This is a genomic window from Pseudomonas sp. G3-39, assembly GCF_054790485.1.
The window spans coordinates 1,356,117-1,380,095 of sequence record NZ_CP186497.1; the positions used below are offsets into that span (position 1 = coordinate 1,356,117).

The window sequence follows — 23,979 nt, forward strand, 5'->3', positions numbered from 1 at the left end:
GCGGCAAAAACACCACACATCTGTCATGTGGCAAGACTACCCTCAGCAGGTTCTCCCCAAGAGCCCTCACCATGCGCAAAAGCCTGTCCCTGTTTCTGCTGCTGATCAGCTTCACGGTCCAGGCCGAACAATGGCCCGGTGAGCAATGGCCGACTGACGCAAAAATCAGCGGCGCAGCGGTCGAGGCATTGGAGACCTACGCCTTCCCACCCCGCGACGACACTACCCGCCAGGGCATCCGCACGGACGCGCTGCTGATCATCCGCGACAGCCAGTTGATCTACGAACGCTACGCCGGCCCGACCCGTGCCGAGACCCCGCACCTGACCTGGTCGATCAGCAAAAGCCTGATGGCCACCGTGCTGGGTGTGGCCTATGGCGAAGGCCTGTTCAAACTGGATGATCCGGTCGCGAAGTTTTATCCGGCGCTGGAACAACACCCCACGATCACCGTGGCGGATCTGCTGCACTGGGCTTCCGGGCTGGACTGGCAGGAAGACTACGAATACGCGCCGCTGAAATCCTCGGTGGTGGCGATGCTCTACACCCGTGGGCACCGCGACATGCCCGCGTTCACTGCCAATCACGACGCTTATGCGCCGCCGGGGCAGACGTTCCGTTACTCCAGTGGCGACAGCAATCTGCTGGCGGCGGCGCTGAAGAACATGGTGGGCCCGCAGCGTTATCCCGACTATCCATGGACCGCGTTGTTCGAGCCGCTGGGCATCCGCCACGCCGTGTGGGAAACCGATGCCGGCGGTACGTTTGTCGCGTCCTCTTATGCCTATCTCACGGCGCGGGATCTGGCGCGGGTCGGTCTGCTGATGGCTCGCGACGGACGTTGGCACGACCGGCAATTGCTGCCCAAGGATTGGGTCGCTTTCAACCGCACTGCCTTTGCCGGCTACAAGGCGCATCAGGACGAAGCGGTGCCCGGTGGTCAGTGGTGGCTCAATCGCCCGGCGGATGGCGCCGCCGCGCCGTGGCCCGACGCGCCGCCCGACACCTTCGCCGCCCTCGGCCACTGGGGCCAGGCGCTGTATGTGATCCCCAGCGAGAAACTGGTGATCGTGCGTTACGCCGATGATCGCGACGGCAACTATCGCCATAACGAACTGCTCAAACGCGTACTCAAGGCGGTGCAGCCATGAAGCTGTTGAAGCGGGTGTTGCTGTTGGCGCTGATCGTGCTGCTCGGCTGGATCTGGCTCGAACGGGAAAACCTCTGGGCGTTCCCCGACATCATCAGCGCCTACACGGCCAAGGAATATTGTTCGTGTCGTTACGTGATGAACAACGATGCCGAATACTGCCGGGGTTATGTGAAACAGTGGCTGCCAACCAGCCACTTTAGCGATGACAGCGCGAGCAAAACCATCACCGTCAGCGGCATGGGCCGCAGCAATCGTGCCCAGTGGCTGGGCGAACGCCAGGGCTGCCGCCTCAATCCTCAAGTCAATAGATAACCCTGTGGGAGCGGGCTTGCTCGCGAATGTGGTGTGCCATTCAGTATTTGTGTTGACTGACTCACCGCCTTCGCGAGCAAGCCAGCTCCCACAGGAGGTTTCACCAATCGATAGATTTGCGGCGATCAGTTTGCAATAACGGCGTGGGCGGTTAAGGTTCGTGCAGGTTTATCGCCCCCACGAGTATTCAATGTTCAACCGCTCCCTCTATACAGCCTTCGCCAGTCTGCTGCTGACTGCCGCCGCGCTGCCGGCGCAGGCCAACTGGTATCTGGATGGCGAGTCGTCGCGGCTGTCGTTCGTCAGCACGAAAAACGCCCACATTTCTGAAGTGCAGCGCTTTCTGGTGCTGCACGGCAAGGTCGATCCGGATGGCCGCGCTGAAGTCGAAGTCGAGCTGGATTCGATCAACAGCGGCATCCCGCTGCGCGACGAGCGCATGCGCAAGGAGCTGTTCCAGATCGAGCAATTCCCCGAAGCGACCATCAGCACCCGGATCGACCTGCGCCCGATCAACGATCTGGCTCCCGGTGCGCAGCTGGAATTGCGTCTGCCGCTGACCGTCAACCTGCACGGCAAGCAACATGAATACCCGGCAGAGTTGCTGGCCACCCGTCTCGACGACCGGCGTTTTCAAGTGGTGACCCTGGAGCCGTTGGTGATCAACGCCGAGGATTTCGATCTGGCGCCGGGGCTGGAAACCCTGCGCAACCTGGCCGGCCTGTCGGCCATCAGTCTGTCGGTGCCGGTGGGTGCGGTGCTGATTTTCACGGCGCGCTGACATGCGCGGCGCGGTGTTTCCGTGGCGTGACGGCAACCGGTTCGAACTGTTGATCGACGGCCCGCAATTCTTCCCGCGCATGCTGGTGGAAATTGCCCGCGCCGAGGAGCAGGTCGAACTGGAGTTGTATCTGGTGGAGGCGGGCGCTTGTGCCGAGGCCGTGGTTCAGGCGCTGGTCCAGGCCGCCGAGCGCGGCGTGCGGGTACGCTGCCTGTTCGATGACTACGGCAGCCTCGCGTTTACCCTGCACCTGCGTCAGCGCCTGACCAAAGCCGGGGTCGAACTGCGTTTCTACAATCGCCTGAACTGGCGGCGCTGGGTCGGCAACTTCTATCGTGATCACCGCAAATTGCTGCTGGTCGATCAGCGTCTGGCGGTGGTCGGCGGCACCGGTGTTACCGATGAATTCTGGACACCGGGGCAGGGCAGCAGCGAGTGGCACGAAGTGATGGTGGAAATCAACGGCCCGCTGGTGCTCGACTGGCAAGTGCTGTTCGACCGCCAATGGATCGCCAACCGCCATCGCCGGGCCTGGAAACCGTCGGCGCATGTCGGCCTGCCACGCTTGCCCAAGGTCCCGGACATGGGCGAGGGCATGGGCCGCGTGGCCTATGCCGATGCCCGTCAGCATCGCGACATTCTGCAGTCGCTGTTTCGTGCACTGAACAGCGGGCAGAAGCGCATCTGGATGGCCACCCCGTATTTCCTGCCGACCTGGAAAATCCGTCGCTCGCTGCGCAAGGCAGCTGCCCGTGGTGTCGACGTCCGGTTACTGCTCACCGGGCCGCGCACCGATCACCCGTCGGTGCGTTACGCCGGCCATCGTTACTACCCACGCCTGCTCAAGGCCGGGGTGCAGATCTTTGAATATCAGCCGTGCTTCCTGCACCTGAAAATGGTCTTGGTGGACGAGTGGGTGAGCATCGGTTCGTGCAACTTCGATCACTGGAACTTGCGCTTCAATCTGGAGGCGAATCTGGAGGCACTGGACCCGTCGTTGACGGCAGCGGTGGTGCAGAGTTTCGAGAAGGATTTCGGCCTGAGTCAGCAGGTCAGTCTGGAAGAGTGGCAGCGCCGGCCGTTGTGGCGGCGAGTGAAGCAGCGGATCTGGGGGTGGGTGGATCGGCTGGTGGTCAACATTCTCGACAGACGCGGTTAATGCCAATTTCGAAACCAGTGGATTCCAATGTGGGAGGGGGCTTGCTCCCGAAGGCGGCATGTCATTCAGCATTGATTTAGCTGATACACCGCATTCGGGAGCAAGCCCCCTCCCACAAAGGCCCCTCTCACACGGGCATTGGTTACTGAATAATTACAGCAACTCAAAACTCTGCTGCGTCACATCCTGCGAATCCAGGCCGATCTGCACGTTGAACTTGCCTGGCTCGGCCGCGTACTTGAGCTGGGCGTTGTAGAACTTCAGGTCATCCTCGGTGATGGTGAAGTGCACGACTTTCTGTTCGCCGGCCTTGAGCATGACTTTCTGGAAGTTCTTCAGTTCTTTCACCGGGCGAATCATCGAACCGGCGACGTCCTGGATGTACAGCTGCACCACGGTTTCGCCGTCACGTTTGCCGGTATTTTTCAGGGTGACACTGGCATCGAGCTTGCCGGTCTTGTTCAGCGTGGTTGACGACAGCGCCATGTCGCTCAGCGTGAACTGGGTGTAGCTCAGGCCGTAACCGAACGGGAACAGGGGACCGGTGGTGTCATCGAAATACTGCGAGGTGTAGTTACCCGGTTTGCCCGGCGTGAACGGCCGGCCAATGCTCAGGTGGTTGTAGTAGGTCGGGATCTGGCCCACGGAACGCGGGAAGGTCACCGGCAATTTGCCCGACGGGTTGTAGTCGCCGAACAGCACGTCGGCGATCGCGTTACCGCCCTCGGTGCCGCTGAACCAGGTTTCCAGAATCGCATCAGCCGACTGATTCTCTTCGAGGATGGTCAGCGGACGGCCGTTCATCAGCACCAGTACCAGCGGTTTGCCGGTGGCTTTCAGGGCACGGATCAGCTCGCGCTGATTTTCCGGGATGTTCAGGTCGGTGCGGCTGGAGGATTCGTGGGACATGCCACGGGACTCGCCCACAGCGGCGACGATCACGTCAGCGTCCTTGGCCGCTTTCACCGCCTCGTCGATCAGCACGTTGGCCGGGCGCGGGTCATCGACCACTTCCGGAGCATCGAAATTGAGGAAGTTCAGGTAGTCGAGGATCTTCTTGTCGCTGGTGATGTTGGCGCCACGGGCGTAGATCAGGTTGGCCTTGTCGCCGATCACCGAGCTCATGCCGTCGAACAGGGTCACCGATTGCGCCGGCTTACCGGCGGCGGCCCAACTGCCCATCATGTCGATGGGGGCCTTGGCCAATGGGCCGACGAGCATGACTTTTGCGTCTTTCTTCAGCGGCAGGGTGTCGTTCTGGTTCTTCAGCAACACCATGCTGCGGCGTGCCACGTCACGGGCCTCGGCGCGGTGCAGACGGCTTTCGGCGTAGGTGTCGGCCGGATCATCCTCGGCCTTGCCGATGCGCAGGTACGGGTCCTTGAACAGGCCCATGTCGTACTTGGCGGCGAGCACTTCGCGCACGGCGTTGTCGATGTCTTTCTGCTCGATCTCGCCGGACTTGAGCAGCCCCGGCAGCTCTTTGCCGTACAGGGTGTCGTTCATGCTCATGTCGATGCCGGCCTTGATCGCCAGTTTTGCCGCTTCACGGCCGTCGGCGGCCACGCCGTGCTTGATCAGCTCGAAGATCGCCCCGTGGTCGCTGACGGCCAGGCCCTTGAAGCCCCAGTCCTTGCGCAGCAGGTCGTTCATCAGCCAGGTGTTGGCGGTGGCCGGAATGCCGTTGATCGAGTTCAACGCCACCATTACCCCGCCGGCACCGGCGTTGATCGCCGCGCGGTACGGTGGCAGGTAGTCCTGGTACATCTTCACCGGGCTCATGTCGACGACGTTGTAGTCGCGCCCGCCCTCGACCGCGCCATACAGGGCGAAGTGCTTGACGCTGGCCATGATGCTGTCAGCCGCGCTCGGCGTGTCGCCCTGATAGGCCTTGACCATCACTTTGGCAATGCGCGAGGTCAGGTAGGTGTCTTCACCGAACCCTTCGGAGCTGCGGCCCCAGCGCGGATCGCGGGAGATGTCGACCATCGGCGCGAAGGTGATGTCGAGGCTGTCGGCCGCGGCTTCCTTGGCGGCAACGCGCCCGGACTGACCGATGGCGTCCATGTCCCAGCTCGATGCCAGGGCCAGCGGAATCGGGAAAATCGTACGGTGACCGTGGATCACGTCGTACGCAAAAAACATCGGAATCTTCAGGCGACTGCGCATCGCCGCGTCCTGCATCGGACGGTTTTCCGGGCGGGTGATCGAGTTGAACGTACCGCCGATGTTGCCGGCGGCGATCTCTTTGCGGATCAACTCACGGGGCATTTCCGGGCCGATGCTGATCAGGCGCAACTGGCCGATCTTTTCATCGAGGGTCATTTGTTTCATCAGATTGCTGATGAACGCGTCCTTGTTTTCCAGGGGTACCGGGGTCGTGGCGGCCAATACTTGATGACTGGCCAGGCTGACGAACAGGCCCAGCAAACACAGCTTCTTCATGAATATTTTTCTCAAGGGCCCAAGCGGCAATGCAATGCCGGCCAGCCAAAAGTTAGGGAGCGACTATTGTTGTTCGGGTGCAGGCTCAAAATGACCGAGCCAAAAACGCCCGCCGACACTCGGCTGCGTTTGCGCAGGGCCTCTTTTTAGCCCATCGGCCCGTTGCAATCCAGTGGCGCGGCCGATTATGCCCCAACCGCTGATGCAGAAGGTTTCACGGTCGGTTTTTTATGAAATATGCCAGGGAGCATCACTTTGATGAATGTCAGTCCAACCTATCGCTCGCGTCTGCAGGTCGCCACGCTGCTGGTGCTTGCCACTTTGTTGACCGCATGCGGCATCAACAATATCCCGACCCTCGATGAACAGGCCAAGGCGGCCTGGGGCCAGGTCCAGAACCAGTACCAGCGCCGTGCCGACCTGATCCCCAACCTGGTGGAGACCGTCAGAGGCTACGCCAGGCATGAGGAGGCGACCCTGACCGCCGTGGTCGAGGCGCGGGCCAAGGCGACGTCGATCCAGGTCGATGCCAGCACCCTCGACAATCCGGAAAAACTCAAGCAGTTCCAGCAGGCTCAGGATCAGTTGAGTGGCGCGCTCAGCCGTTTGATGGTGGTCTCCGAGCGTTATCCGGACCTGAAGGCCAACCAGAACTTCCTTGCCCTGCAATCGCAGCTCGAAGGCACGGAAAACCGGATTGCCGTGGCGCGGCGCGATTTCATTCTGGCGGTGCAGAAATACAACACCGAGATCCGCACGTTTCCCGGGCGCCTCTGGCACAGCGTGATGTACAGCGACCTGCCGATTCGCGAAACCTTCGAAGCCACCACCCCCGGTGCGGAAAAGGCCCCGGAAGTGAAGTTCTGATTCGAGGTTGCCCATGCGTGTGTTGAAGATAGGCCTGGTGCTGATGCTCTGGCTGTTCGCCGTCAGCGCCCGGGCCGAGTTGACGTTCCCGGCGCTGAGCGGGCGGGTGGTGGACGAGGCGCAGATGATCGAGCCGTCGGTGCGCGCCCAGTTGAGCCAGCAATTGCAGGCTCACGAGCAGGCCACCGGCGAGCAACTGGTGGTCGTCACGGTGCCTGATCTGCAGGGCACCACCATCGAGGATTACGGCGTGCAACTGGGCCGGCACTGGGGCATCGGCCAGAAAGACAAGAACAACGGCGCGCTGCTGATCGTCGCCCGGGACGAGCGCAAACTGCGCATCGAAGTCGGTTACGGTCTGGAGGATCGGCTGACCGATGCGCAGAGTTCGGTGATCATTCATCAAGTGATCACCCCGGCGTTCAAGGCCGGCAATTTCAGCAAGGGCATCAGCGACGGCGTGGCGGCGATGCTGGTGGTGCTCGGCGGCAATCCTCTGGACGAACCATCGACGGTGTACGAGTCGAGCGGCGATCCGCAGAGCGATTTTGTCTCGCGGCATCCGCTGTTGTTCGTTTTTCTGGTGGTGTTGTTCATCCTGACCGTGTTTGTCTGCCAGATGCTCGGTATCCTTCCCGCCGGCCGTGGCGGCTCCGGAGGCGGGGGCGGTTTCGGCGGTGGTGGATTTGGCGGTGGCGGTGGAGGCGGGGGCTTCAGCGGCGGCGGGGGCAGTTTCGGCGGCGGCGGTTCGTCCGGCGGCTGGTGAACACACAACAATAATGATCAGGCACTTTTCGACATGGCATTACTGACTGAACACGAACAACGCAAAGTCGCCGAGGCGATTGCCCGGGTCGAGCGCGACACCGACGCCGAACTGGTCACCGTGCTGGCGGCCCGCGCCGATGACTACGCGTACATTCCGCTGCTGTGGGCCAGCCTGCTGGCGCTGCTGGTGCCGGGCATCGTCCATTACCTGACTGGCTGGCTGACCATGCACAGCCTGTTGCTGGTGCAATGGGGGCTGTTCATCGTCCTGTGCCTGCTGTTTCGCCTGCCGAAGATCACCACCCATCTGATCCCGCGCCGCGTGCGCCACTGGCGGGCATCGAATCTGGCGCGGCGGCAGTTTCTCGAACAGAACCTGCACCACACCGTCGGCAGCACGGGCATGTTGATCTTTGTCTGCGAGGCCGAGCGCTATGTGGAGATTCTGGTGGATGAGGGGATTTCCCGGCGGCTGGACAACAAGAGTTGGGACGCGATTGTCGCCGCGTTCACCGAGCAGGTGCGGCAGGGGCGCACGCTTGAGGGCTTTGTGACGTGCATCGAGGCCTGCGGTGAATTACTCAAGGTGCACGTGCCGGTGACGCAGGTGAGGAATGAATTGCCCAATCGGTTGGTGGTGCTGGCCTAGAAGCCCCTCACCCCAGCCCTCTCCCGGAGGGAGAGGGAGCCGACCGAGATGTCTTGCGCTCGACATCGGCCTGAGAAACCGAGTCGATTATGGATTCAAAGGCACTCTTTCAAGTCGGTGAACCTCTTCAGTATCCCCCAATCAGTCCCCTCTCCCTCCGGGAGAGGGTTAGGGTGAGGGCGCTTTTAAAGCCGTTGGGTAAATAAGAACGTGTCCCCAACTCCCATCCCCCCTAAAATACCCGCCATTCCCGTTTCGCCCCGCCCGAGGCCGCTTGTTCATGTCCGTTACCGCCCCATCCGCGCCGTCTGCCAAACCCGCGCCCGATCATCACGCCCAGTTCATCGAGCTGCTGCAAACCAGCCTCGAACACACCGGCTTCATCAAACTGGTGCTGGCCAAGTACGTGGGTGAAGAGGCGGATCTGCAGCGGATCATCATCAAAGCGGTGACGGTCAAGGCGCAGCCAAACCTGTCGTTTGTCTATCGCTACAAGACCCGTGACATCACCAAGAATCTGCCGCTGAGCGAAGGCGTGGCGGTGATTGCCGAGCTGTTGCCGGCCGCGTTCAAGAATGCGCATTTGCTGACCTTGACCGACGAAGCCCAGCTCGAATACAGCAAAAAGGGCAAGAGTTCACTGTTCAAGAGCAAACCTCAGCAATTGCGTGAAGCGCCGTCCGCCGAGCACAACCGTGAGAAAAACCGTTTTCTGGACCTGGGCCGGCCGTTCCTCAAGGACCTGGGCGTGACCAACGCGCAGCACGAGCTGATCCCGGCGATGTCGCGCAAGTGGAAGCAGATCAACAAGTTCATCGAAGTCTTCAGCCATGCGCTGACCTCGTCACCGCTGGCGCTGGATAAACCGGTGCGGGTGGCGGACTTCGGTTCGGGCAAGGGCTACCTGACGTTCGCGATTCACGATTACCTGCGCAACACGCTCAAGGCCGAAGGCGAAGTCACCGGCGTCGAGCTGCGCGAAGAGATGGTCAACCTGTGCAACGCCGCCGCGGCGAAACTGGAGCACCCGGGACTGGTGTTCAAGTGCGGTGACGTGCGCAGCGTGGCGCCGAGCGAACTGGACGTGATGATCGCCCTGCATGCCTGCGACATCGCCACCGACTACGCGATTCACACCGGCATCCGCTCGGGCGCGTCGATCATCATGTGCTCGCCGTGCTGCCACAAACAGATCCGCCTGCAGATCCAGAGCCCGGCGCTGCTCAAGCCGATGCTGCAATACGGTCTGCACCTGGGCCAACAGGCGGAAATGGTCACCGACAGCCTGCGTGCACTGTTCCTCGAAGCCTGCGGTTACGAGACCAAAGTGTTCGAATTCATCTCGCTGGAACACACCAACAAGAACAAGATGATTCTCGCGGTGAAACGCGCCGAGCCGGTGGACCCGGCTCAGTTGCTGGTGAAGATTCAGGAGCTCAAGGATTTCTACAACATCAGCGAGCACTGTCTGGAAACGCTGCTGCGCGCCGACGGCTTTCTCGCCTGACCTTGTGGGAGCGAGCCTGCTCGCGAAGGCAGACTGCCAGCCAAGGATGCTGCTGGCTGTTATGGCCCCTTCGCGAGCAGGCTCGCTCCCACATGGGGTTTGATGGCGGTCTTGCGCCCGAGCATCACAGTGGCAATCACCCCGCAGGCAAACACCCAGGTAATCGGCTCGACATGTTCACCAAAGAACAGCGCCGAAAACGCGATGGTGAAGAAGATCTGCAGCAACTGGATCTGACTGACCCGCGCGATCCCGCCCATCGCCAACCCGGCGTACCAGGCGAAGAAACCGAGAAACTGTGAGAACAGTGCCACGTAGCCGAACGCCCACCAGGCCTTGGCTGACACTGCACCGTGATGTTGCAGCGCCAGATACAACACTGGCCCGATCAGCAGCGGCGTCGACAGTACCAGCGCCCAGCAGATCACCTGCCAGCCGCCCATTTCCCTGGCCAACCGGCCACCCTCGGCATAACCCAGACCGCCGACGGCAATCGCGCCGAGCATCAACAAGTCACCGGCCTGAATGCTCCCGGCTCCGGTGTACAACGCGTAGCCGAGCACCAGCGCACTGCCCAGTGCGGCGCAGGCCCAGAAGGCTTTCGACGGCCGCTCGTGGGACAGCCACGCCGCATACAGCGCCACGCACAGCGGCTGCAAACCGTTGACCAGCGCGCCGTGGGACGCCGGCAAGGTCTGCATGGCCCACGCCGACAGCACCGGGAAGCCAAGAATCACCCCGGCGATCACCAGGCTCAGGCCTTTGATCTGCTGCCAGCTCGGCCACTTCTCGCGCCGCCAGAGCAACAACGCTGCCGCGGGAATCGCCGCGAACAGCGCGCGGCCGAGGCCGTTGAGCAGCGGATGCAGTTCCTGCACCACAATCCGGGTGAAGGGCAGGGTCAGGCTGAAAATCACAACCCCGAGCAGGCCGAGGGCCATGCCGGTGTTTTCGCGCGAGGACATGATGGGGGACCAGATAGAAGGTGGCAGGGGATTGCCTTAATCAAGCCATAAACCGGGCGGCTCGGGCTGTTACAGCTAGGCACAGACTTAGGCGTACAGTTTGCGGACGCTATCGCGAGCAGGCTCACTCCTACAATTGGAATGCATTCCCCTGTAGGAGTGAGCCTGCTCGCGAAAAACGATAACGCGGTCTTCGAGGTAGTAGCCGGTTGTTACCCGGCCCAACGGATAAGGTCTACCTTGAATACTCCTGCAAGCCCATTCCCAGAGGAGTCCTCCCATGGCCGCAAAAAAAATCCTGATGCTGGTCGGCGATTACGTCGAAGACTACGAAGTGATGGTGCCGTTCCAGGCCCTGCAAATGGTCGGTCACACTGTGCACGCCGTGTGCCCGGACAAGGTTGCGGGCAAGACCGTGCGCACCGCGATCCATGACTTCGAAGGCGACCAGACTTACAGCGAGAAACCCGGTCACCTGTTCGCCCTCAATTTCGACTTTGCCAAGGTCACCGAGGCCGATTACGACGCGCTGCTGATCCCCGGCGGTCGTGCGCCGGAATACCTGCGCCTGAACGAAAAAGTCCTGGAGCTGGTGCGCGCCTTCGACAAGGCCGGCAAGCCGATTGCTGCGGTCTGCCACGGTGCGCAATTGCTGGCAGCGGCCGGCGTTCTCGAAGGTCGCGAGTGCAGCGCCTATCCGGCCTGCGCCCCGGAAGTTCGGCTGGCCGGTGGCACGTTCATCGATATCCCGGTGACCGACGGCCACGTTCAGGGCAATCTGGCGACTGCGCCAGCATGGCCGGCGCATCCGAACTGGCTGGCCGGTTTCCTCGGTTTGCTTGGCACCAAAATCACCCTGTAACGAGGATTCGCCGATGTGCGAGCTCTACGTCAAGGCCGACCCGATTCTCTACGAATCCCGCTCGCGCTCGTTGCGCATCTGCGGCGTGGTGACGACCCTGCGCCTGGAAAACCAGTTCTGGGACATCCTCAGCGAAATCGCCGAAGTCGATGGCATGACCACCAACCAGTTGATCGCCAAGCTGTATGAAGAGGTGATGGATTATCGCGGGGAGGTGGTGAATTTCGCTTCGTTCCTGCGGGTGAGTTGCACGCGGTATCTGAGTCAGCGACGGGTGAGTGCGCCGGAGTTGTCGGTGGTGCGGGCGGGGGTGAAATAGCCAACACCGGGGTGACGCCTTCGCGAGCAGGCTCGCTCCCACATTGATTGCCGAGTGCTCACCTATTTTTGTGATCACTGGAGATCTACTGTGGGAGCGGGCTTGCTCGCGAAGAGGCCACTACAGGCGACAGAAGTCTCGGGCTGGTCTTTACTTTGAAGCGCAAAACCTCTCAACCGCCAAGGAGAAACGCGCATGTCCGGATGGTACGAAGTGAGCAAAAGCAGCAACGGCCAGTTCAGGTTTGTGCTGAAGGCCGCCAACGCCGAAACCATTCTTACCAGCGAGCTCTACACCACCCGCGCGGCTGCCGACAACGGCATTGCTTCCGTGCAGACCAACAGCCCGCTGGATGAGCGCTACGAGAAAAAGACCACCAAGGATGGTCATCCTTACTTCAACCTCAAGGCTGCCAACCATCAGATCATCGGCAGCAGCGAGTCGTACTCCAACGATGCCGCGTGTGCCAAAGGCATCGCGAGCGTCAAGGCCAATGGGCCGAGCAAAGTGATCAAGGACAAGACCTTGCCGGTGCTCTGAAGAACACTTAAGAGCAAAAATGTGGGAGCGGGCTTGCTCGCGAAGGCGTCGTGTCAGTCGACATCTGCAGTGACTGATCCACCGCTTTCGCGAGCAAGCCCGCTCCCACATTAAGTTTGTGTGTCAGCGCAGGGTGTTGAGGATTGCTTTTAGCTGAGCTTGCCCAGCTTCGCTCAACGGAAACACCGGCAAGCGCGGATCACCAACCTCCAGCCCCGTCTCGCGCAATCCGGCCTTGATCGTCGCCGGCAAACCGCCCTTGAGGATGAAGTCCAGCAGCGGCAACTGGCGGTAGAACAACTCGCGTGCCTGCTGCAGATCACCGGCCAGAGCGGCCGCATACAGATCCAGGTTCAACTGCGGGATCAGGTTCGGCGCGGCGGTGCACCAACCCTTCGCCCCGGCGGCAAACGCTTCCAGTGCCAGCGGATTGCAGCCGTTGTAGAACGGCACCTGGCCTTCACCGAGCAATTGCAGTTTGTGCATGCGCTGAATGTCGCCGGTGCTCTCCTTGACCATGGTCACGTTTTCCACGCCATTGACGATGCGCAGAATCAGCTCGACCGACATGTCGGTGCCGCTGGTGGCTGGGTTGTTGTAGAGCATGATCGGCACACCGACGCTGTCGCCGATGGCGCGGTAGTGCGCGAGGATTTCCGCTTCAGTCAGCTTCCAGTACGACGCCGGCAGCACCATCACCACGTCGGCGCCATGGGCTTCGGCGAAGCGTGCGCGGCGTACGGCTTTGGCGGTGGTCAGGTCGGACACGCTGACGATGGTCGGCACCCGTTTGCCCACGTGCTTGATGCTGAACTCGGCGACCTGATCCCATTCGGCGTCGCTGAGGTAAGCGCCTTCGCCGGTGCTGCCGAGCGGGGCGATGGCATGGACGCCGCTGTCGATCAGACGATCGATCGATTGGCCGAGCGCCGGCAGATCGAGGCCTTCGCCGTGGGTGCTGAACGGGGTGATGGTGTAGCCGATGATGCCGTGAATATTGGACATGATGAGTCTCCGGAAAAAGCTGAAATCAGTTCAGGCAATCGGCGTGTTGGCGCAGGTTCTGCCGGGCGTAGTAGTTGAAGGCGGCGGCGTGGCGTTTGGGTTTCGACACCCAGTCATGGGCCTCGCGCCCCAGCGCCGGAATGATCGGTTTGATCGTACCGGCGGCCATTGCCAGCAACTGCAGTTTGGCGGCGCGCTCGATCAGTTGGGCGATGACACAGGCTTCTTCGATCGTGCTGCCGGTCGACAGCTGGCCGTGGTGCGACAGTAGAATCGCGCGCTTGTCGCCCAGTGCACCGGCAATCAGTTCGCCCTCTTCGTTACCCACCGGCACGCCCGGCCAGCCTTCGAGAAACGCGCAGTCGTCGTACAGCGGGCACAGGTCCATGTGGGAAATCTGCAGCGGCACTTCCAGCATCGACAGCGCGGCAATGTGCGTCGGATGGGTGTGGATGATGCAGTTCACGTCCGGCCGGGCGCGGTAGACCCAGCTGTGGAAACGGTTGGCCGGGTTGGCCATGCCGTGCCCTTCGAGCACTTCCAGGTCTTCGTTGACCAGCAGCAGATTGCTCGCGGTGATTTCATCGAAACCCAGGCCCAGTTGCTGAGTGTAATAGGTCCCCGGTTGTGGGCCGCGAGCGGTGATCTGTCCGGCCAGACCGGAGTCATGACCGCTCTCGAACAGGATCCGGCAGGTCAGCGCCAGCTTTTGCCGGTCAGTCCACGTATTATCCGCCAGGGTGTTTTGCATCTGGGTCAGCGCTTGCTTGACCAGTTGCTCTTTGGGTAGTGCTAATGTCTTGGCCATGTCTGTGTCCTTTGGGTGATTGCAAATGACACTAAAGAGCCTATATGACACAAAGTGTCATAAGCAAGCATCAATCGTCGTTTCCTTGATGGAATAACTGCTGCGCATGTCTATCCGTTTGAAATTGTTGAGAAAAAAACTTGGCGTGACACTTGAGGCGCTGGCGGAAAAATCCGGCATGACCAAGAGTTATCTGTCGAAGGTCGAGCGCGGGCTGAACACCCCGTCGATTGCGGCCGCGCTGAAACTGGCGAAGGCACTGAACGTGAAGGTCGAGGAATTGTTCTCCGAAGACAACGTCAGCCTCGACAGCTACAGCCTGGTACGCAGCCACGAACGCCAGTCACTGGCGGCCAACGATCAGAGCCCGGGGTATGCGGTGCTGGCGCATCAGGTCAGCGAACGCAACCTGCTGCCGTTCATCATCTACCCGCCGCGCGAATTCACCGACAAGATCTTCAAGGAGCACTTGGGCGAGGAGTTTCTGTTCGTCCACGAAGGGCAGGTGGAAGTGGATTTCATGAACGAGCGGGTGCTGCTCGAACGTGGCGATGCGCTGCACTTCAACGCGCAGAAGCCGCACCGGATCAGGTCGGTGGGCGAGGTGCAGGCGCAGTTGCTGGTGGTGGTGCACAGCAGCGAAGAATGAGTTGGCCCCAAAAGCTTCGCGAGCAAGCCCGCTCCCACATTTGGAATGCATTCCCCTGTGGGAGCGGGCTTGCTCGCGAAAGCGTCAGTCCGGTTTACATCAAACCTCGACCGGCACCGACAACTTCGGATTACCCAACGCATGCGTCTTCGCATCAAAAAACCGCAACTCAACCCCGGTCCCTTCGAACACCTTCGCGTAATGCCGCTTCTGATGCTGAATGAACGCCGCACTGCGCGGATAAATCGAGATCGCCACGCTCGCCGGTTTCGCCAGACGCAGCGCCCTGACGATGTGAGCATCCTGCTCGCCCAAGGCATGACCGAAGATGCACAGGTTCTGCGCGTGTCCCAATAACTGCTCATAACAGAACGACAGATAATCCGAACTGCGGATGGTCTTGAGCTTGTCTGCGCTCGGCCCTTCGTTGACGAACAGCGGCACGTCGTCGAGCGTCTTGATTGTGTTGTTGATCGCGAAACTGCCGAGCAGGGTGCCCTCGGTCGAGGTCAGTTTGCGCGCGGCGCCGTCCTGATTGCGCACCAGGTGCAGCCCGCCGTGCAGATACAACAGACGCGGTTTGGCGCTGCTGCTTGCGCTCAGATCGAAACTGGCGTCGGGACCGTTGAACAGGTCGTCGATCGCCTCGCTGCGGTGCTGGATCGCCCAGTAGCTGAGCAGGTCGTAATTGGTGGTGAACACCGTGCGATACCGCGCCAGTTCTTCATTGAGCGTGGCCAGGGTCGAGGCCTGCACCAGGCGCCATGGAATGTGCACGGCGTGCACGCTGTTGATCAGCGCTTCCTTGATCGCATAGTAGCGATTGCGCGGTGCCGCCGAGCTGACGGCCAACGCCTTGTTGACCCGGCTGGTGGTTTTCAGCGCGCCGAGTACCTGCTCGAAGCTGCGCGTCTGCATCGCGTCGAACACGCTCAGCTCCGATGGGCTCAGCGGTTTCTCCTCCACGGTGCGCGCGTTTTCGAACAGCGAGTCATAGCCAAAATCGTCCCACACCGCGCGGCTGGCGCCATTGCCCACCAGCAGACCGTTGAAGTCGGCGGTGGCGCGCAGGGCGCTCCAGTCTTCGAGGGTGGCGTCGACGTCCAGAAAATCGGTCATTGCGTGGGCAGTCTCAAAACAAAGGGCGGATGGACGGCGACTTTATCACGAGCGGGCATTGAGCCAGATCAACATCGGTGGTGACCGATCAGTCGATCCTGTGCACATCCGCCGGATCGGAGCAGTCGATTCGGCCCCAGTCAGGAGACGCGCATGAGCAGCACCTTTTTCATTCCGGCGGTAAACATCATGGGCAATGGATGCCTCGACGAGGCCATGGTTGCGATCCGCAACTATGGGTTTCGCAAGGCGCTGATCGTCACCGACGCGGGGCTGGCCAAGGCTGGCGTGGCGACCATGCTTGCCGAAAAACTGGCGATGCAGGACATCGATTCGGTGATCTTCGATGGCGCCAAACCCAACCCGAGCATTGCCAATGTCGAGTCCGGGCTGGGGCTGCTCAAGGAAAGTCGTTGCGATTTCGTGGTGTCGCTGGGCGGCGGTTCGCCCCATGACTGCGCCAAGGGCATTGCCCTGTGTGCGACCAACGGCGGGCAGATCCGTGACTACGAAGGCGTCGATCAATCGAGCAAGCCGCAGCTGCCGCTGATCGCCATCAACACCACCGCCGGCACTGCCAGCGAGATGACCCGTTTCTGCATCATCACCGACGAATCGCGCCACGTGAAAATGGCCATCGTTGATCGTAACGTCACGCCGCTGCTGTCGGTCAACGACCCGGCGCTGATGGTTGCCATGCCGAAAAGCCTGACCGCCGCCACCGGCATGGACGCGCTGACCCATGCCATCGAGGCCTACGTCTCAACTGCGGCCAACCCGATCACCGATGCCTGCGCACTGAAGGCCATGACCCTGATCAGCAACAACCTGCGCCTGGCCGTGCGGGACGGCAGCGATCTCGCCGCGCGGGAGAACATGGCCTACGCGCAATTCCTCGCCGGCATGGCGTTCAACAACGCCTCGCTCGGCTACGTGCACGCGATGGCCCACCAGTTGGGCGGTTTCTACGACTTGCCCCATGGCGTGTGCAACGCCGTGCTGCTGCCGCATGTGCAGACCTTCAACGCGCTGGTCTGCGCCGAACGCCTGACTGACGTCGCCCATGCGATGGGTGCGGACATCCGTGGTTTCAGCCCGGAGGAGGGCGCTCAGGCGGCGATCAACGCGATCCGTTGCCTGGCCAGGGATGTCGATATTCCCGGCGGCCTGCGTGAACTCGGCGCCAAGCTCAGCGATATTCCAGTGCTCGCCACCAACGCGTTGAAAGACGCGTGCGGCCTGACCAACCCACGGGCGGCGGATCAGCGGCAGATCGAGGAGATTTTCCGTAACGCGTTTTAAGGGCTGACGCGCGTCGGCGTGAATCTCACACAGAGCATCGCGCCGACTGCAAGCAAACTGCATAACAGTGCCAGCGGCCACGCCGAAGGGCTAGCGACAAGACTGGCAATTGCGCCGATCATTGCCGCCATCAGTTGATGAATAAATCCGCTCAACGCCATTGCGTAAGCACCCGCAATCGGTGCGCCATCGTTGGCACGGGACAGGCTGATCGGGTAGTTCAGCGATTGTCCGAACACCGCTACGCAATAGGGCAGCCACAGCATCAGCGCGACGGAACTGGCTGTCAGACTGCCCAGCAGCATCACTCCGCACCCCGCCATCACCAGCACCACGCCCAACGTCATCAACCGGTGTTGACCCGTGCGCAGAACGAAGCGATTGACCACCAGTGCCCCGAGAAAGTATGCGGCACTGATCGGCCAGCCGAGCAGACCATAATCCACCGTAGACCAATTGAACGGTCCTTGCAGGATCAGTGGCGCAGCCGTGTTGAAGGCGATGATCACCCCGTAGCCGAGGCCTCCGGCCAGTGCCGGCAACAGGAACGCGCGATGGATCAGGATGCGCCGGTAAATCATCCATGCCGAAGCATTGGTTTGCGCCTCCTCCAATGTCGCAAAATTGACCCGGGATACGATCATGGCCATCAGCAGGCACGTGATGCCGAGCAAGTAGAAGATTGCCTGCCAGCCCAGCGTGACCTGAATGATCGAACCCAGGTACTGGCCGATGCCTAGAGCCACCACGAACGAAATCGAAATCCATGACAACGCCTTGGCCAGCAGGTCGCCGCGAAAACTGTCGCGAATCAGCACCCGTGCCATCACCGAAATCCCGCTGGCGCCGACGCCCTGAATCAGGCGCAGTAACAGGAACGACTCCAGCGTCGAACCCAGCGGCAACGCCAGGTTCGCCACGCCATACAGCCCCAATGCTGCGAGTAACACAGGTTTGCGCCCGATACGCTGGGCCAGTGATCCCCAAAGCAGCATTGGCAGCGCCATGCCGACCAGATAAATCGATAAACCCCACGCCACTTGCGCAGGCCCCGCATGCAGATGGCCGGCAATCTCCGGCAGCGCTGGAAGGTAAATACTCATGCCCAACTGTGCGAGGAACACAGTGCAGCAGGTGATAAGAAGGGTGGCGCTGGCGTTCATCGATCGTCCCTGGCTCAGATGTCGAAATCGACGCGGTGTGTGCGCAACAATTCGCTGACTACATCGCAGAAACGTCGGATCAGCGACGGCTCCATATCAGCACGCAAGGTTACCCGAATGGCCGCTTTACCTTGGGCAACTACCGGGAAAAATACTGCGCTGGTGAAAAAGCCTTGCTCGGCCAGCTCGCTGGCGATGCGATTGGCCAGATCCGCCTGGCCGCAGTCGATCAAGCGGATTGCCATCGCGCTGTGGCATTGCTCTGTACTGATCAAACTGTCGAAGAGGCGGATATTAGCCTGGAGGCGGGCCTGCAGAGCGGCGAATTCGGCGGTGTAATGTAGACGAATTGACGCTCGTCCGGCGCCGATTGCCGCACAGTTGAGACTTTGTGACCAATTGCTCGGGCCGCCATAACGCTGGATGATTTTTTTCTGGCGCTGGTTGCCAAGCATCACCAGTCCACCACTGGCGCCAAATGACTTGGCCAGCGACGCGACGATCACGCAGTCATCTTCCAGCGTCTGGATTCTCGGGCGTATCAGACCGACGCCGTTATGGCCCACGGCTGACAACGCGTGTGAATCATCCAGATAAAGAAACAGCCCGTAACGATCCTTGAGGTACAGCAGGCCTTCCATGTTGGACACGCCGCCCATGCTGTAAGCGCCATCGCCAATATAGGCCACACGACCATATTGCTGGCAGATCTTTTCTAGAAAATTCATATCGTTGTGTGGACAGGTCATCACCCGGGTTTCGTCGGCGCATGCAGCTTTCAAGTGATTCATCGAGTAATGCGCTTGACGGTCAAAGACCATCACTGGCGGGCGATTCTCGGTCAATACACCGCTGGCCAGCAGCGGCAAGATCCCCGCACTTGCAGCGCTGCAGGACAGGGTCGTCAGGCACACTGCATCGAACAACTGCGAAAGTTCGGTTTCGTATTTTTCGAGAATCCCCAGCTTGCAGCGATTTTTCGAGTTGGCGATGCGCAAGGTGCCGGTTTCCTGCAGTGCGGCGATTGCACCTTCGAGCAAGGCAGGGTGGTGATCAAGGCCAAGGTAGGACGTGGTACAGAAGTGTTGTAATTCCCGTCCGTATTGATCGAGCAGGTGGTTGGAACCCATGACCTCGACATTGAGCCCGGCGACTTTTCCGAGCTCGGCGTTTTCCCAGTCCTGGTTTGCCAGGGCGATAACTTTTCGATAGTTGGAATAAAGGTTTGGTGCTTGCTGTGTATGGTTCATCGGGGCATCCCTTGAGCGTGGCAATCCGTGGGTCGTTGCAATTTGTGTGTATTGCCAGACTTTACGGAACACGACTTCGGGCCTGAATCAGACACTTCCTGCAATACTGAGCGGAATTGGATATTTGCTTGTAGGGCGATGTTCTGATGGGGTGTCGGGCGCCTCCGAATCCTACCCGGCAGGTGCCAGATTCCTGCTCGCCGCCTCACCAAACTGAATCAACACCACCCCGCCAATCAGCAACAATGCGCCCAACACCCGCGACATCGACAGCTGTTTTTCCACCAGCCCAAACAACCCGAAGTGATCGAGCAGCATCGAAGCAATCACCTGCCCGGCCAACGCCAGCGCAACAAACCCCGAAGCGCCGAGCTTTGGCAACAACATCACCGCCAGCGCCACAAAACACACGCCAAACGCACCGCCAGCCCACATCCATAGCGGTACCTTGCTGATTATCCCGAGCGACGGCAGCGGCAGGCGCAACGCCAGAATTACCGGTAACAACACCAACACACTCACCAGCAACGAGGCCAAGGTTGCCCATAGCGGATGGCCAAGCCCCCGCGCCAGATTGCTGTTGATCGCACTTTGAAACGGCACCACTGCCCCGGCAAACGCGGCCAACAGCAACAAACCGGTCCACTGCAACGTACTCATGATCACTCTCCAACAGGTTTTGCTGGACTCTAAGGTATTCGTCGCACAGATTTAAATTCCGTTTTGTCATCCAGAACATGCACAAGATGAATGACCTGCGCCGGATCGATCTCAACCTGTTGGTGGTCCTCGACGCCTTGCTCTGCGAGCAACACGTCACTCGCGCCGCCGAGCGGCTACACCTTAGTCAACCGGCGGTCAGCCATGCGCTGGCGCGTCTGCGCGACTTGCTCGGCGATCCGCTGCTGGTGCGCGCCGGTTCGACGCTGGTGCCCACGGCGCGGGCGCTGGAACTGGTTGCGCCACTGGCCGAAGCGTTGGCCCAAGTGCAATCGCTGCTGGCGCCCAATGCTTTCGATCCGGCCACTGCGCGGCGAACCTTTCGTGTGGCGATGTCCGACTACGGTGCGGCCATCATCCTGCCCGGGCTGATCCGCATCTTGCGCCGCGAGGCGCCGGGCATCGACCTGCAGATCAGCCATGCCAGCCGCGAGGGCATGCTGGAGGGTGTGCTCAACGGTGACATCGATTTGGCCGCCGGGGTGTTCCCGGAAATGCCCAACGAGTTGCGCAGCAGCGTGCTGTTCGAAGAGCGCTACGTCTGCCTGCTGGATCGCCGCAGCTTGCCAGCCAACGGTGTGCTGGATTTGCCGACCTACCTGTCGCGCCCGCATGTTCTGCTGGAGATGCGCGGCAGCGGCACCCCGGAAATCGAACGGGCGCTGACCTCATTGCGCGAACGCCGCCGCGTCGCCATCAGCCTGCCGCACTGGAACGTCGCGCCGCAGTTGATCAGCGGTACGGATCTGATTCTCACGGTGTCGTCGCGCAGCGTGCGCGAGATTGATCAGCAGGAATTGATTGTGCTGCCGCCACCGTTCGAGATTGCGCCGTTCACGTTTGTGCTGGCGTGGCATAAGCGCCGGGGTGGGGATCAGGCGTTGAACTGGTTGAATCGCCGGATTGAGGAGGGGATAGTGCGCGGCTGAAAACGTTATCAAGGAGTGGGGTGTGACAGTGAAGTCTGGATGGATCGGCTGGGTGGCCCTGAGTGGGTGGTTGATGGCGGGGCAGGTGTTGGCTGATTGCGTGCCAACACCGATGGCAGGAGATCTGGATCTTTCTGTCTGCAAGGAGTGGCCTGCATATCCAGGATTAACCATCAACGCCACTGCACAGTTTAAGCGCGGATCCCCATCTGATGACCCAGAAGCGCTGAGTACCTACGATTTCGACTTGTCCGTTCTGGACACCGCTCAATCGAAGCCCATTGCGACTTATTACAAAGCGGCTGCATTTGTATTGGATGGCGTCAGTTTGCGAGAAATAACGCTCGATACGGCTCGCTACACACTGACTACCGATCTTCGTGCCTTTGGCGTACGTGCGTTATCCACTAATGGATCCCGGATCAATCCGATGGAAGAAAACCTGCTTTCGCTCTACGTGAAAGAGGGCGAAAAATTGCGCCCGGTATTGGATAAATTAGTGGTTTATCGGTATGGCGGCGAGTGGGATGGTGACTGCGAAGGCGAGCGATATGAGATTTCAAGAACGGTAGAAATCGCTAAAACGAGCTCTCACGGCTATGCAGATCTGATTGTCAAAACCTTGGAGAAAGACACAACAAGTGTGGGGACGGGAGACGCATGTAAAACTGAAACCACTGACAACAAACCCGTTTTGACAACATTGTACTACGACGGAAAATCCTACGTTTTGCCAAACGGTTTCCAAGGCCTGTAACCCGCTAGCCAAATACGACACTTATCAAGGAAGAACCATGCTTAACCCCACCAGACTCCTGATCGCCCTCGGTTTGCTGGCCATCACCCCCCACGCCCACGCCGCCTGCATCACCAAAAGTTTCGACGGTAAATCCATGTCGCGCTGCAACGTCTGGCCGGCGTTCCCGAGTCAGGCGATTTCGGTCAAATCCACCTACCTGGCCGACTCCGGTGGTGACGATGCCGGGGCGTTTGATCTGGACCTGGCGCTCCTCAATGCGAGTAACGCCAAACCCATCGCCACCTATCGGAAGCCGGGCGCCTACAACTCCGATGCCGTGCGCCTGGATGATGTACGCATCGACACGGCGCGCTACCGCCTGACGCCGGATATCCGCGCGTTTGGGCTGCGCGCGAAATTCGTGCACAGTTCCCATGCCATTCCCTATGAAAAAACCGATCTGGCGCTGTATGTGCGCGAGGGCGACGAGTTACGTCCGGTGCTTGAGGGCCTGGTGGTCTTCAAGGACAACGGTGAGTTCGCGAATGACTGCGAGGGCTACAGCAAGAAAATCCGCCGAACGCTCGAGATCGCTCCAACGAGCCACAATGGTTTTGCCGATCTGATCGTCACCACCAGCGGCAGCAAAATGAAAAACACCCGGTCCGGCAGTCAGTGCGTTTCGAAAACCACCGAGCTGAAGAAAAAGCAGATCACCCTGACGTACGATGGCCAGCAGTACAACGTCCCTGAAGACCTCAGAGGTTACTGACCCATGCTCACCGGCCTCAACCACCTGACCATCGCTGTCAGCGATTTGCCCCGCAGCCTGGCGTTCTATCGCGATGTATTGGGTCTGCGCGTCGAAGCCACGTGGGACGCCGGTGCCTATCTGTCGCTGTCGGGGCTGTGGTTGTGTCTGTCGCTGGATGCGCAGCGCAGCGGCGAGCCGTCCGTCGACTACACCCATTATGCGTTCAGCCTGGCTGAGGCGGATTTCCCGCTATTCGCGCAGAAGCTAAGAGCGGCGAACGTGCGGGAGTGGCGCGACAACCGCAGCGAAGGTGCGTCGTTCTATTTCCTTGACCCCGATGGTCACAAACTAGAGGCTCACGTCGGCGATCTCGCCTCGCGACTGGCAGCCTGTCGGCATAAACCGTACTCGGGCATGCGTTTTTACGACGCATCGTGATCAGGCGTTGCGGGCTGATATAGACTGGCCATCATTTGTACTGGCGCCAGCAGGTTTTCCATGACTCCATCGCTGCTAATGGCCGTTCTGGCCTCGGGTTTCATATACGGCATCACGCCCGGGCCGGGTGTTCTGGCGGTGTTCGGCATCGGTGCGGCGCATGGGCGACGGGCCGGGGCCGGGTTTCTTTGTGGGCATTTGCTTGGCGATGTGGTCTGGTGCAGCACCGCGCTGATCGCCATCGTCGGTGCCCGCGAGATCGGCAGCACCGCATTCGATGTGCTGGGTGTGCTCAGCGGTTTGTACCTGTTCTGGCTCGGCTGGCGCGCAGTGCGAGCCCAGCGGCGCAGCGCTGATCAGCCGCAGGGCGCGGCGCGTCAGCCGTTCTGGCACGGCATCCTGTTCGGCCTGACCAATCCCAAGGCGTATCCGGTAGCGGTGGCGACGTTTACGGCGCTGCTGTCGAGCCGCGCCGAACTGCTCAACTGGTCGATGCTGCCGGGGCTGATCGCCCTGAGCTTTCTCGGCGGATTGCTGGCTTACGCTATCTTGATCGGCGTTGTCGGCGCCCGACGGGTGCGCACGCTGTATCAGCGCCACGAGCTGATGATCACGCGTTTGTGTGGCGTGATGTTCATCGGTTTTGCGATCAACGCACTGATGCACGCACTACCGGGATTGCTGCCGAACAAGGCTTGATGTTGTGTGCAGGGATGCGTGAACAAAGGGTCAGGGATGGTTGAACAGTGCTGCATTGTCCGGACACCCACGCTGAA

The 23,979-nt window shown here is 60.5% G+C and carries 26 protein-coding genes; 18 read left to right on the forward strand and 8 right to left on the reverse strand.

Annotated elements, in window-relative coordinates:
* Positions 1–71 precede the first annotated feature (71 nt).
* The 4 genes from ACOYXG_RS06110 to ACOYXG_RS06125 all read left to right on the forward strand — a co-directional run bounded on the left by ACOYXG_RS06110 (position 72) and on the right by ACOYXG_RS06125 (position 3,405).
* On the forward strand, positions 72–1,151 hold the full coding sequence (locus tag ACOYXG_RS06110; RefSeq protein WP_333988314.1) for a serine hydrolase domain-containing protein: 1,080 nt from the start codon (positions 72–74) through the stop codon (positions 1,149–1,151).
* Positions 1,148–1,465 carry an amidase gene (locus ACOYXG_RS06115; protein ID WP_096797055.1) on the forward strand — a complete coding sequence of 106 codons (318 nt, stop codon included), beginning with the start codon at positions 1,148–1,150 and terminating at the stop codon, positions 1,463–1,465. Before ACOYXG_RS06110 ends, ACOYXG_RS06115 begins: the two co-directional genes overlap by 4 nt.
* 190 nt (positions 1,466–1,655) lie before the next feature.
* The gene (locus tag ACOYXG_RS06120) at positions 1,656–2,246 is read left to right on the forward strand and encodes a YceI family protein (protein ID WP_096797056.1); all 591 of its coding nucleotides are present in this window, start codon (positions 1,656–1,658) and stop codon (positions 2,244–2,246) included.
* Between the two features lies 1 nt (position 2,247).
* Positions 2,248–3,405, forward strand: coding sequence for a phospholipase D-like domain-containing protein (locus tag ACOYXG_RS06125; RefSeq protein ID WP_460356497.1), 1,158 nt, complete (start codon positions 2,248–2,250; stop codon positions 3,403–3,405).
* A gap of 153 nt (positions 3,406–3,558) precedes the next feature.
* On the opposite strand, the gene bglX is transcribed toward ACOYXG_RS06125, so the two are convergent.
* The gene (gene bglX, locus ACOYXG_RS06130) at positions 3,559–5,850 is read right to left on the reverse strand and encodes a beta-glucosidase BglX (protein WP_460356500.1); all 2,292 of its coding nucleotides are present in this window, start codon (positions 5,848–5,850) and stop codon (positions 3,559–3,561) included.
* A 258-nt stretch (positions 5,851–6,108) separates the two neighbouring features.
* Here bglX and ACOYXG_RS06135 point away from each other — a divergent pair, with 258 nt between their 5' ends.
* The 4 genes from ACOYXG_RS06135 (at position 6,109) to ACOYXG_RS06150 (ending at position 9,641) form a co-directional block, all read left to right on the forward strand.
* Positions 6,109–6,717, forward strand: a complete 609-nt coding sequence (locus tag ACOYXG_RS06135; protein ID WP_097086619.1) for a LemA family protein — start codon at positions 6,109–6,111, stop codon at positions 6,715–6,717.
* A gap of 13 nt (positions 6,718–6,730) precedes the next feature.
* Positions 6,731–7,483: a TPM domain-containing protein gene (locus ACOYXG_RS06140; RefSeq protein WP_096797059.1), complete on the forward strand. Its 753-nt coding sequence runs from the start codon at positions 6,731–6,733 to the stop codon at positions 7,481–7,483.
* Positions 7,484–7,516: 33 nt separating this feature from the next.
* Complete coding sequence (locus tag ACOYXG_RS06145) at positions 7,517–8,134, forward strand: TPM domain-containing protein (RefSeq protein ID WP_095138499.1); 618 nt, start codon at positions 7,517–7,519, stop codon at positions 8,132–8,134.
* A gap of 280 nt (positions 8,135–8,414) precedes the next feature.
* On the forward strand, positions 8,415–9,641 hold the full coding sequence (locus ACOYXG_RS06150) for a class I SAM-dependent methyltransferase (protein WP_460356505.1): 1,227 nt from the start codon (positions 8,415–8,417) through the stop codon (positions 9,639–9,641).
* A 59-nt stretch (positions 9,642–9,700) separates the two neighbouring features.
* Here ACOYXG_RS06150 and ACOYXG_RS06155 read toward each other — a convergent pair whose 3' ends face one another.
* A complete protein-coding gene (locus ACOYXG_RS06155) occupies positions 9,701–10,606 on the reverse strand; it encodes a DMT family transporter (protein ID WP_330206394.1) in 906 nt (301 codons plus the stop codon).
* A 280-nt stretch (positions 10,607–10,886) separates the two neighbouring features.
* Between ACOYXG_RS06155 and ACOYXG_RS06160 the strand changes: the two genes are divergently transcribed.
* The 3 genes from ACOYXG_RS06160 (at position 10,887) to ACOYXG_RS06170 (ending at position 12,327) form a co-directional block, all read left to right on the forward strand.
* The gene (locus tag ACOYXG_RS06160) at positions 10,887–11,468 is read left to right on the forward strand and encodes a DJ-1/PfpI family protein (RefSeq protein ID WP_027614423.1); all 582 of its coding nucleotides are present in this window, start codon (positions 10,887–10,889) and stop codon (positions 11,466–11,468) included.
* A 13-nt stretch (positions 11,469–11,481) separates the two neighbouring features.
* Positions 11,482–11,787, forward strand: a complete 306-nt coding sequence (locus tag ACOYXG_RS06165; RefSeq protein ID WP_150370430.1) for a ribbon-helix-helix domain-containing protein — start codon at positions 11,482–11,484, stop codon at positions 11,785–11,787.
* Positions 11,788–11,982: 195 nt separating this feature from the next.
* Positions 11,983–12,327 carry a YegP family protein gene (locus ACOYXG_RS06170; protein WP_096797064.1) on the forward strand — a complete coding sequence of 115 codons (345 nt, stop codon included), beginning with the start codon at positions 11,983–11,985 and terminating at the stop codon, positions 12,325–12,327.
* Positions 12,328–12,450: 123 nt separating this feature from the next.
* On the opposite strand, the gene ACOYXG_RS06175 is transcribed toward ACOYXG_RS06170, so the two are convergent.
* Together ACOYXG_RS06175 and ACOYXG_RS06180 are read right to left on the reverse strand one after the other, a co-directional pair.
* Positions 12,451–13,335 carry a dihydrodipicolinate synthase family protein gene (locus ACOYXG_RS06175; protein WP_178085246.1) on the reverse strand — a complete coding sequence of 295 codons (885 nt, stop codon included), beginning with the start codon at positions 13,333–13,335 and terminating at the stop codon, positions 12,451–12,453.
* 22 nt (positions 13,336–13,357) lie between these two features.
* Positions 13,358–14,140 (reverse strand): aldolase, encoded by a 783-nt coding sequence (locus tag ACOYXG_RS06180; RefSeq protein ID WP_103368249.1) that lies wholly within the window; start codon positions 14,138–14,140, stop codon positions 13,358–13,360.
* Positions 14,141–14,246: 106 nt separating this feature from the next.
* Here ACOYXG_RS06180 and ACOYXG_RS06185 point away from each other — a divergent pair, with 106 nt between their 5' ends.
* Complete coding sequence (locus ACOYXG_RS06185) at positions 14,247–14,789, forward strand: helix-turn-helix domain-containing protein (protein WP_460356509.1); 543 nt, start codon at positions 14,247–14,249, stop codon at positions 14,787–14,789.
* 99 nt (positions 14,790–14,888) lie between these two features.
* On the opposite strand, the gene ACOYXG_RS06190 is transcribed toward ACOYXG_RS06185, so the two are convergent.
* Positions 14,889–15,908 carry a DUF4917 family protein gene (locus ACOYXG_RS06190; protein WP_460356511.1) on the reverse strand — a complete coding sequence of 340 codons (1,020 nt, stop codon included), beginning with the start codon at positions 15,906–15,908 and terminating at the stop codon, positions 14,889–14,891.
* A gap of 153 nt (positions 15,909–16,061) precedes the next feature.
* Here ACOYXG_RS06190 and yiaY point away from each other — a divergent pair, with 153 nt between their 5' ends.
* A complete protein-coding gene (gene yiaY / locus ACOYXG_RS06195; protein WP_443533155.1) occupies positions 16,062–17,210 on the forward strand; it encodes an L-threonine dehydrogenase in 1,149 nt (382 codons plus the stop codon).
* Here yiaY and ACOYXG_RS06200 read toward each other — a convergent pair.
* The 3 genes from ACOYXG_RS06200 to ACOYXG_RS06210 form a co-directional block, all read right to left on the reverse strand.
* Entirely contained in the window at positions 17,207–18,373 is a 1,167-nt protein-coding gene (locus tag ACOYXG_RS06200) for an MFS transporter (RefSeq protein WP_095138510.1), read from the reverse strand. The genes yiaY and ACOYXG_RS06200 overlap by 4 nt on opposite strands.
* A 14-nt stretch (positions 18,374–18,387) precedes the next feature.
* Positions 18,388–19,623, reverse strand: a complete 1,236-nt coding sequence (locus tag ACOYXG_RS06205) for an aminotransferase class I/II-fold pyridoxal phosphate-dependent enzyme (RefSeq protein ID WP_095138511.1) — start codon at positions 19,621–19,623, stop codon at positions 18,388–18,390.
* A gap of 171 nt (positions 19,624–19,794) precedes the next feature.
* The gene (locus ACOYXG_RS06210; RefSeq protein WP_460356515.1) at positions 19,795–20,283 is read right to left on the reverse strand and encodes a DMT family transporter; all 489 of its coding nucleotides are present in this window, start codon (positions 20,281–20,283) and stop codon (positions 19,795–19,797) included.
* Between the two features lie 77 nt (positions 20,284–20,360).
* Here ACOYXG_RS06210 and ACOYXG_RS06215 point away from each other — a divergent pair, with 77 nt between their 5' ends.
* The 5 genes from ACOYXG_RS06215 to ACOYXG_RS06235 are packed head-to-tail and all read left to right on the forward strand — an operon-like array spanning position 20,361 to position 23,902.
* Positions 20,361–21,272 (forward strand): LysR substrate-binding domain-containing protein, encoded by a 912-nt coding sequence (locus ACOYXG_RS06215; RefSeq protein WP_460356518.1) that lies wholly within the window; start codon positions 20,361–20,363, stop codon positions 21,270–21,272.
* A 22-nt stretch (positions 21,273–21,294) separates the two neighbouring features.
* Positions 21,295–22,029, forward strand: coding sequence for a PA3715 family protein (locus tag ACOYXG_RS06220; RefSeq protein WP_460356521.1), 735 nt, complete (start codon positions 21,295–21,297; stop codon positions 22,027–22,029).
* A 37-nt stretch (positions 22,030–22,066) separates the two neighbouring features.
* Positions 22,067–22,783: a PA3715 family protein gene (locus tag ACOYXG_RS06225; RefSeq protein WP_460356524.1), complete on the forward strand. Its 717-nt coding sequence runs from the start codon at positions 22,067–22,069 to the stop codon at positions 22,781–22,783.
* Between the two features lie 3 nt (positions 22,784–22,786).
* Positions 22,787–23,203, forward strand: coding sequence for a fosfomycin resistance glutathione transferase (gene fos / locus ACOYXG_RS06230; RefSeq protein ID WP_460356527.1), 417 nt, complete (start codon positions 22,787–22,789; stop codon positions 23,201–23,203).
* 60 nt (positions 23,204–23,263) lie between these two features.
* On the forward strand, positions 23,264–23,902 hold the full coding sequence (locus tag ACOYXG_RS06235) for a LysE family translocator (protein ID WP_097086642.1): 639 nt from the start codon (positions 23,264–23,266) through the stop codon (positions 23,900–23,902).
* Positions 23,903–23,979 lie beyond the last annotated feature (77 nt).

Bases quoted from the DNA above. Each gene is read 5' to 3' on its own strand.
- ACOYXG_RS06110 (WP_333988314.1), top strand. From the start codon at position 72: ATGCGCAAAAGCCTGTCCCTGTTTCTGCTGCTGATCAGCTTCACGGTC.
- ACOYXG_RS06115 (WP_096797055.1), top strand. From the start codon at position 1,148: ATGAAGCTGTTGAAGCGGGTGTTGCTGTTGGCGCTGATCGTGCTGCTC.
- ACOYXG_RS06120 (WP_096797056.1), top strand. From the start codon at position 1,656: ATGTTCAACCGCTCCCTCTATACAGCCTTCGCCAGTCTGCTGCTGACT.
- ACOYXG_RS06125 (WP_460356497.1), top strand. From the start codon at position 2,248: ATGCGCGGCGCGGTGTTTCCGTGGCGTGACGGCAACCGGTTCGAACTG.
- bglX (WP_460356500.1), bottom strand. From the start codon at position 5,850: ATGAAGAAGCTGTGTTTGCTGGGCCTGTTCGTCAGCCTGGCCAGTCAT.
- ACOYXG_RS06135 (WP_097086619.1), top strand. From the start codon at position 6,109: ATGAATGTCAGTCCAACCTATCGCTCGCGTCTGCAGGTCGCCACGCTG.
- ACOYXG_RS06140 (WP_096797059.1), top strand. From the start codon at position 6,731: ATGCGTGTGTTGAAGATAGGCCTGGTGCTGATGCTCTGGCTGTTCGCC.
- ACOYXG_RS06145 (WP_095138499.1), top strand. From the start codon at position 7,517: ATGGCATTACTGACTGAACACGAACAACGCAAAGTCGCCGAGGCGATT.
- ACOYXG_RS06150 (WP_460356505.1), top strand. From the start codon at position 8,415: ATGTCCGTTACCGCCCCATCCGCGCCGTCTGCCAAACCCGCGCCCGAT.
- ACOYXG_RS06155 (WP_330206394.1), bottom strand. From the start codon at position 10,606: ATGTCCTCGCGCGAAAACACCGGCATGGCCCTCGGCCTGCTCGGGGTT.
- ACOYXG_RS06160 (WP_027614423.1), top strand. From the start codon at position 10,887: ATGGCCGCAAAAAAAATCCTGATGCTGGTCGGCGATTACGTCGAAGAC.
- ACOYXG_RS06165 (WP_150370430.1), top strand. From the start codon at position 11,482: ATGTGCGAGCTCTACGTCAAGGCCGACCCGATTCTCTACGAATCCCGC.
- ACOYXG_RS06170 (WP_096797064.1), top strand. From the start codon at position 11,983: ATGTCCGGATGGTACGAAGTGAGCAAAAGCAGCAACGGCCAGTTCAGG.
- ACOYXG_RS06180 (WP_103368249.1), bottom strand. From the start codon at position 14,140: ATGGCCAAGACATTAGCACTACCCAAAGAGCAACTGGTCAAGCAAGCG.
- ACOYXG_RS06185 (WP_460356509.1), top strand. From the start codon at position 14,247: ATGTCTATCCGTTTGAAATTGTTGAGAAAAAAACTTGGCGTGACACTT.
- ACOYXG_RS06190 (WP_460356511.1), bottom strand. From the start codon at position 15,908: ATGACCGATTTTCTGGACGTCGACGCCACCCTCGAAGACTGGAGCGCC.
- yiaY (WP_443533155.1), top strand. From the start codon at position 16,062: ATGAGCAGCACCTTTTTCATTCCGGCGGTAAACATCATGGGCAATGGA.
- ACOYXG_RS06200 (WP_095138510.1), bottom strand. From the start codon at position 18,373: ATGAACGCCAGCGCCACCCTTCTTATCACCTGCTGCACTGTGTTCCTC.
- ACOYXG_RS06205 (WP_095138511.1), bottom strand. From the start codon at position 19,623: ATGAACCATACACAGCAAGCACCAAACCTTTATTCCAACTATCGAAAA.
- ACOYXG_RS06210 (WP_460356515.1), bottom strand. From the start codon at position 20,283: ATGAGTACGTTGCAGTGGACCGGTTTGTTGCTGTTGGCCGCGTTTGCC.
- ACOYXG_RS06215 (WP_460356518.1), top strand. From the start codon at position 20,361: ATGCACAAGATGAATGACCTGCGCCGGATCGATCTCAACCTGTTGGTG.
- ACOYXG_RS06225 (WP_460356524.1), top strand. From the start codon at position 22,067: ATGCTTAACCCCACCAGACTCCTGATCGCCCTCGGTTTGCTGGCCATC.
- fos (WP_460356527.1), top strand. From the start codon at position 22,787: ATGCTCACCGGCCTCAACCACCTGACCATCGCTGTCAGCGATTTGCCC.
- ACOYXG_RS06235 (WP_097086642.1), top strand. From the start codon at position 23,264: ATGACTCCATCGCTGCTAATGGCCGTTCTGGCCTCGGGTTTCATATAC.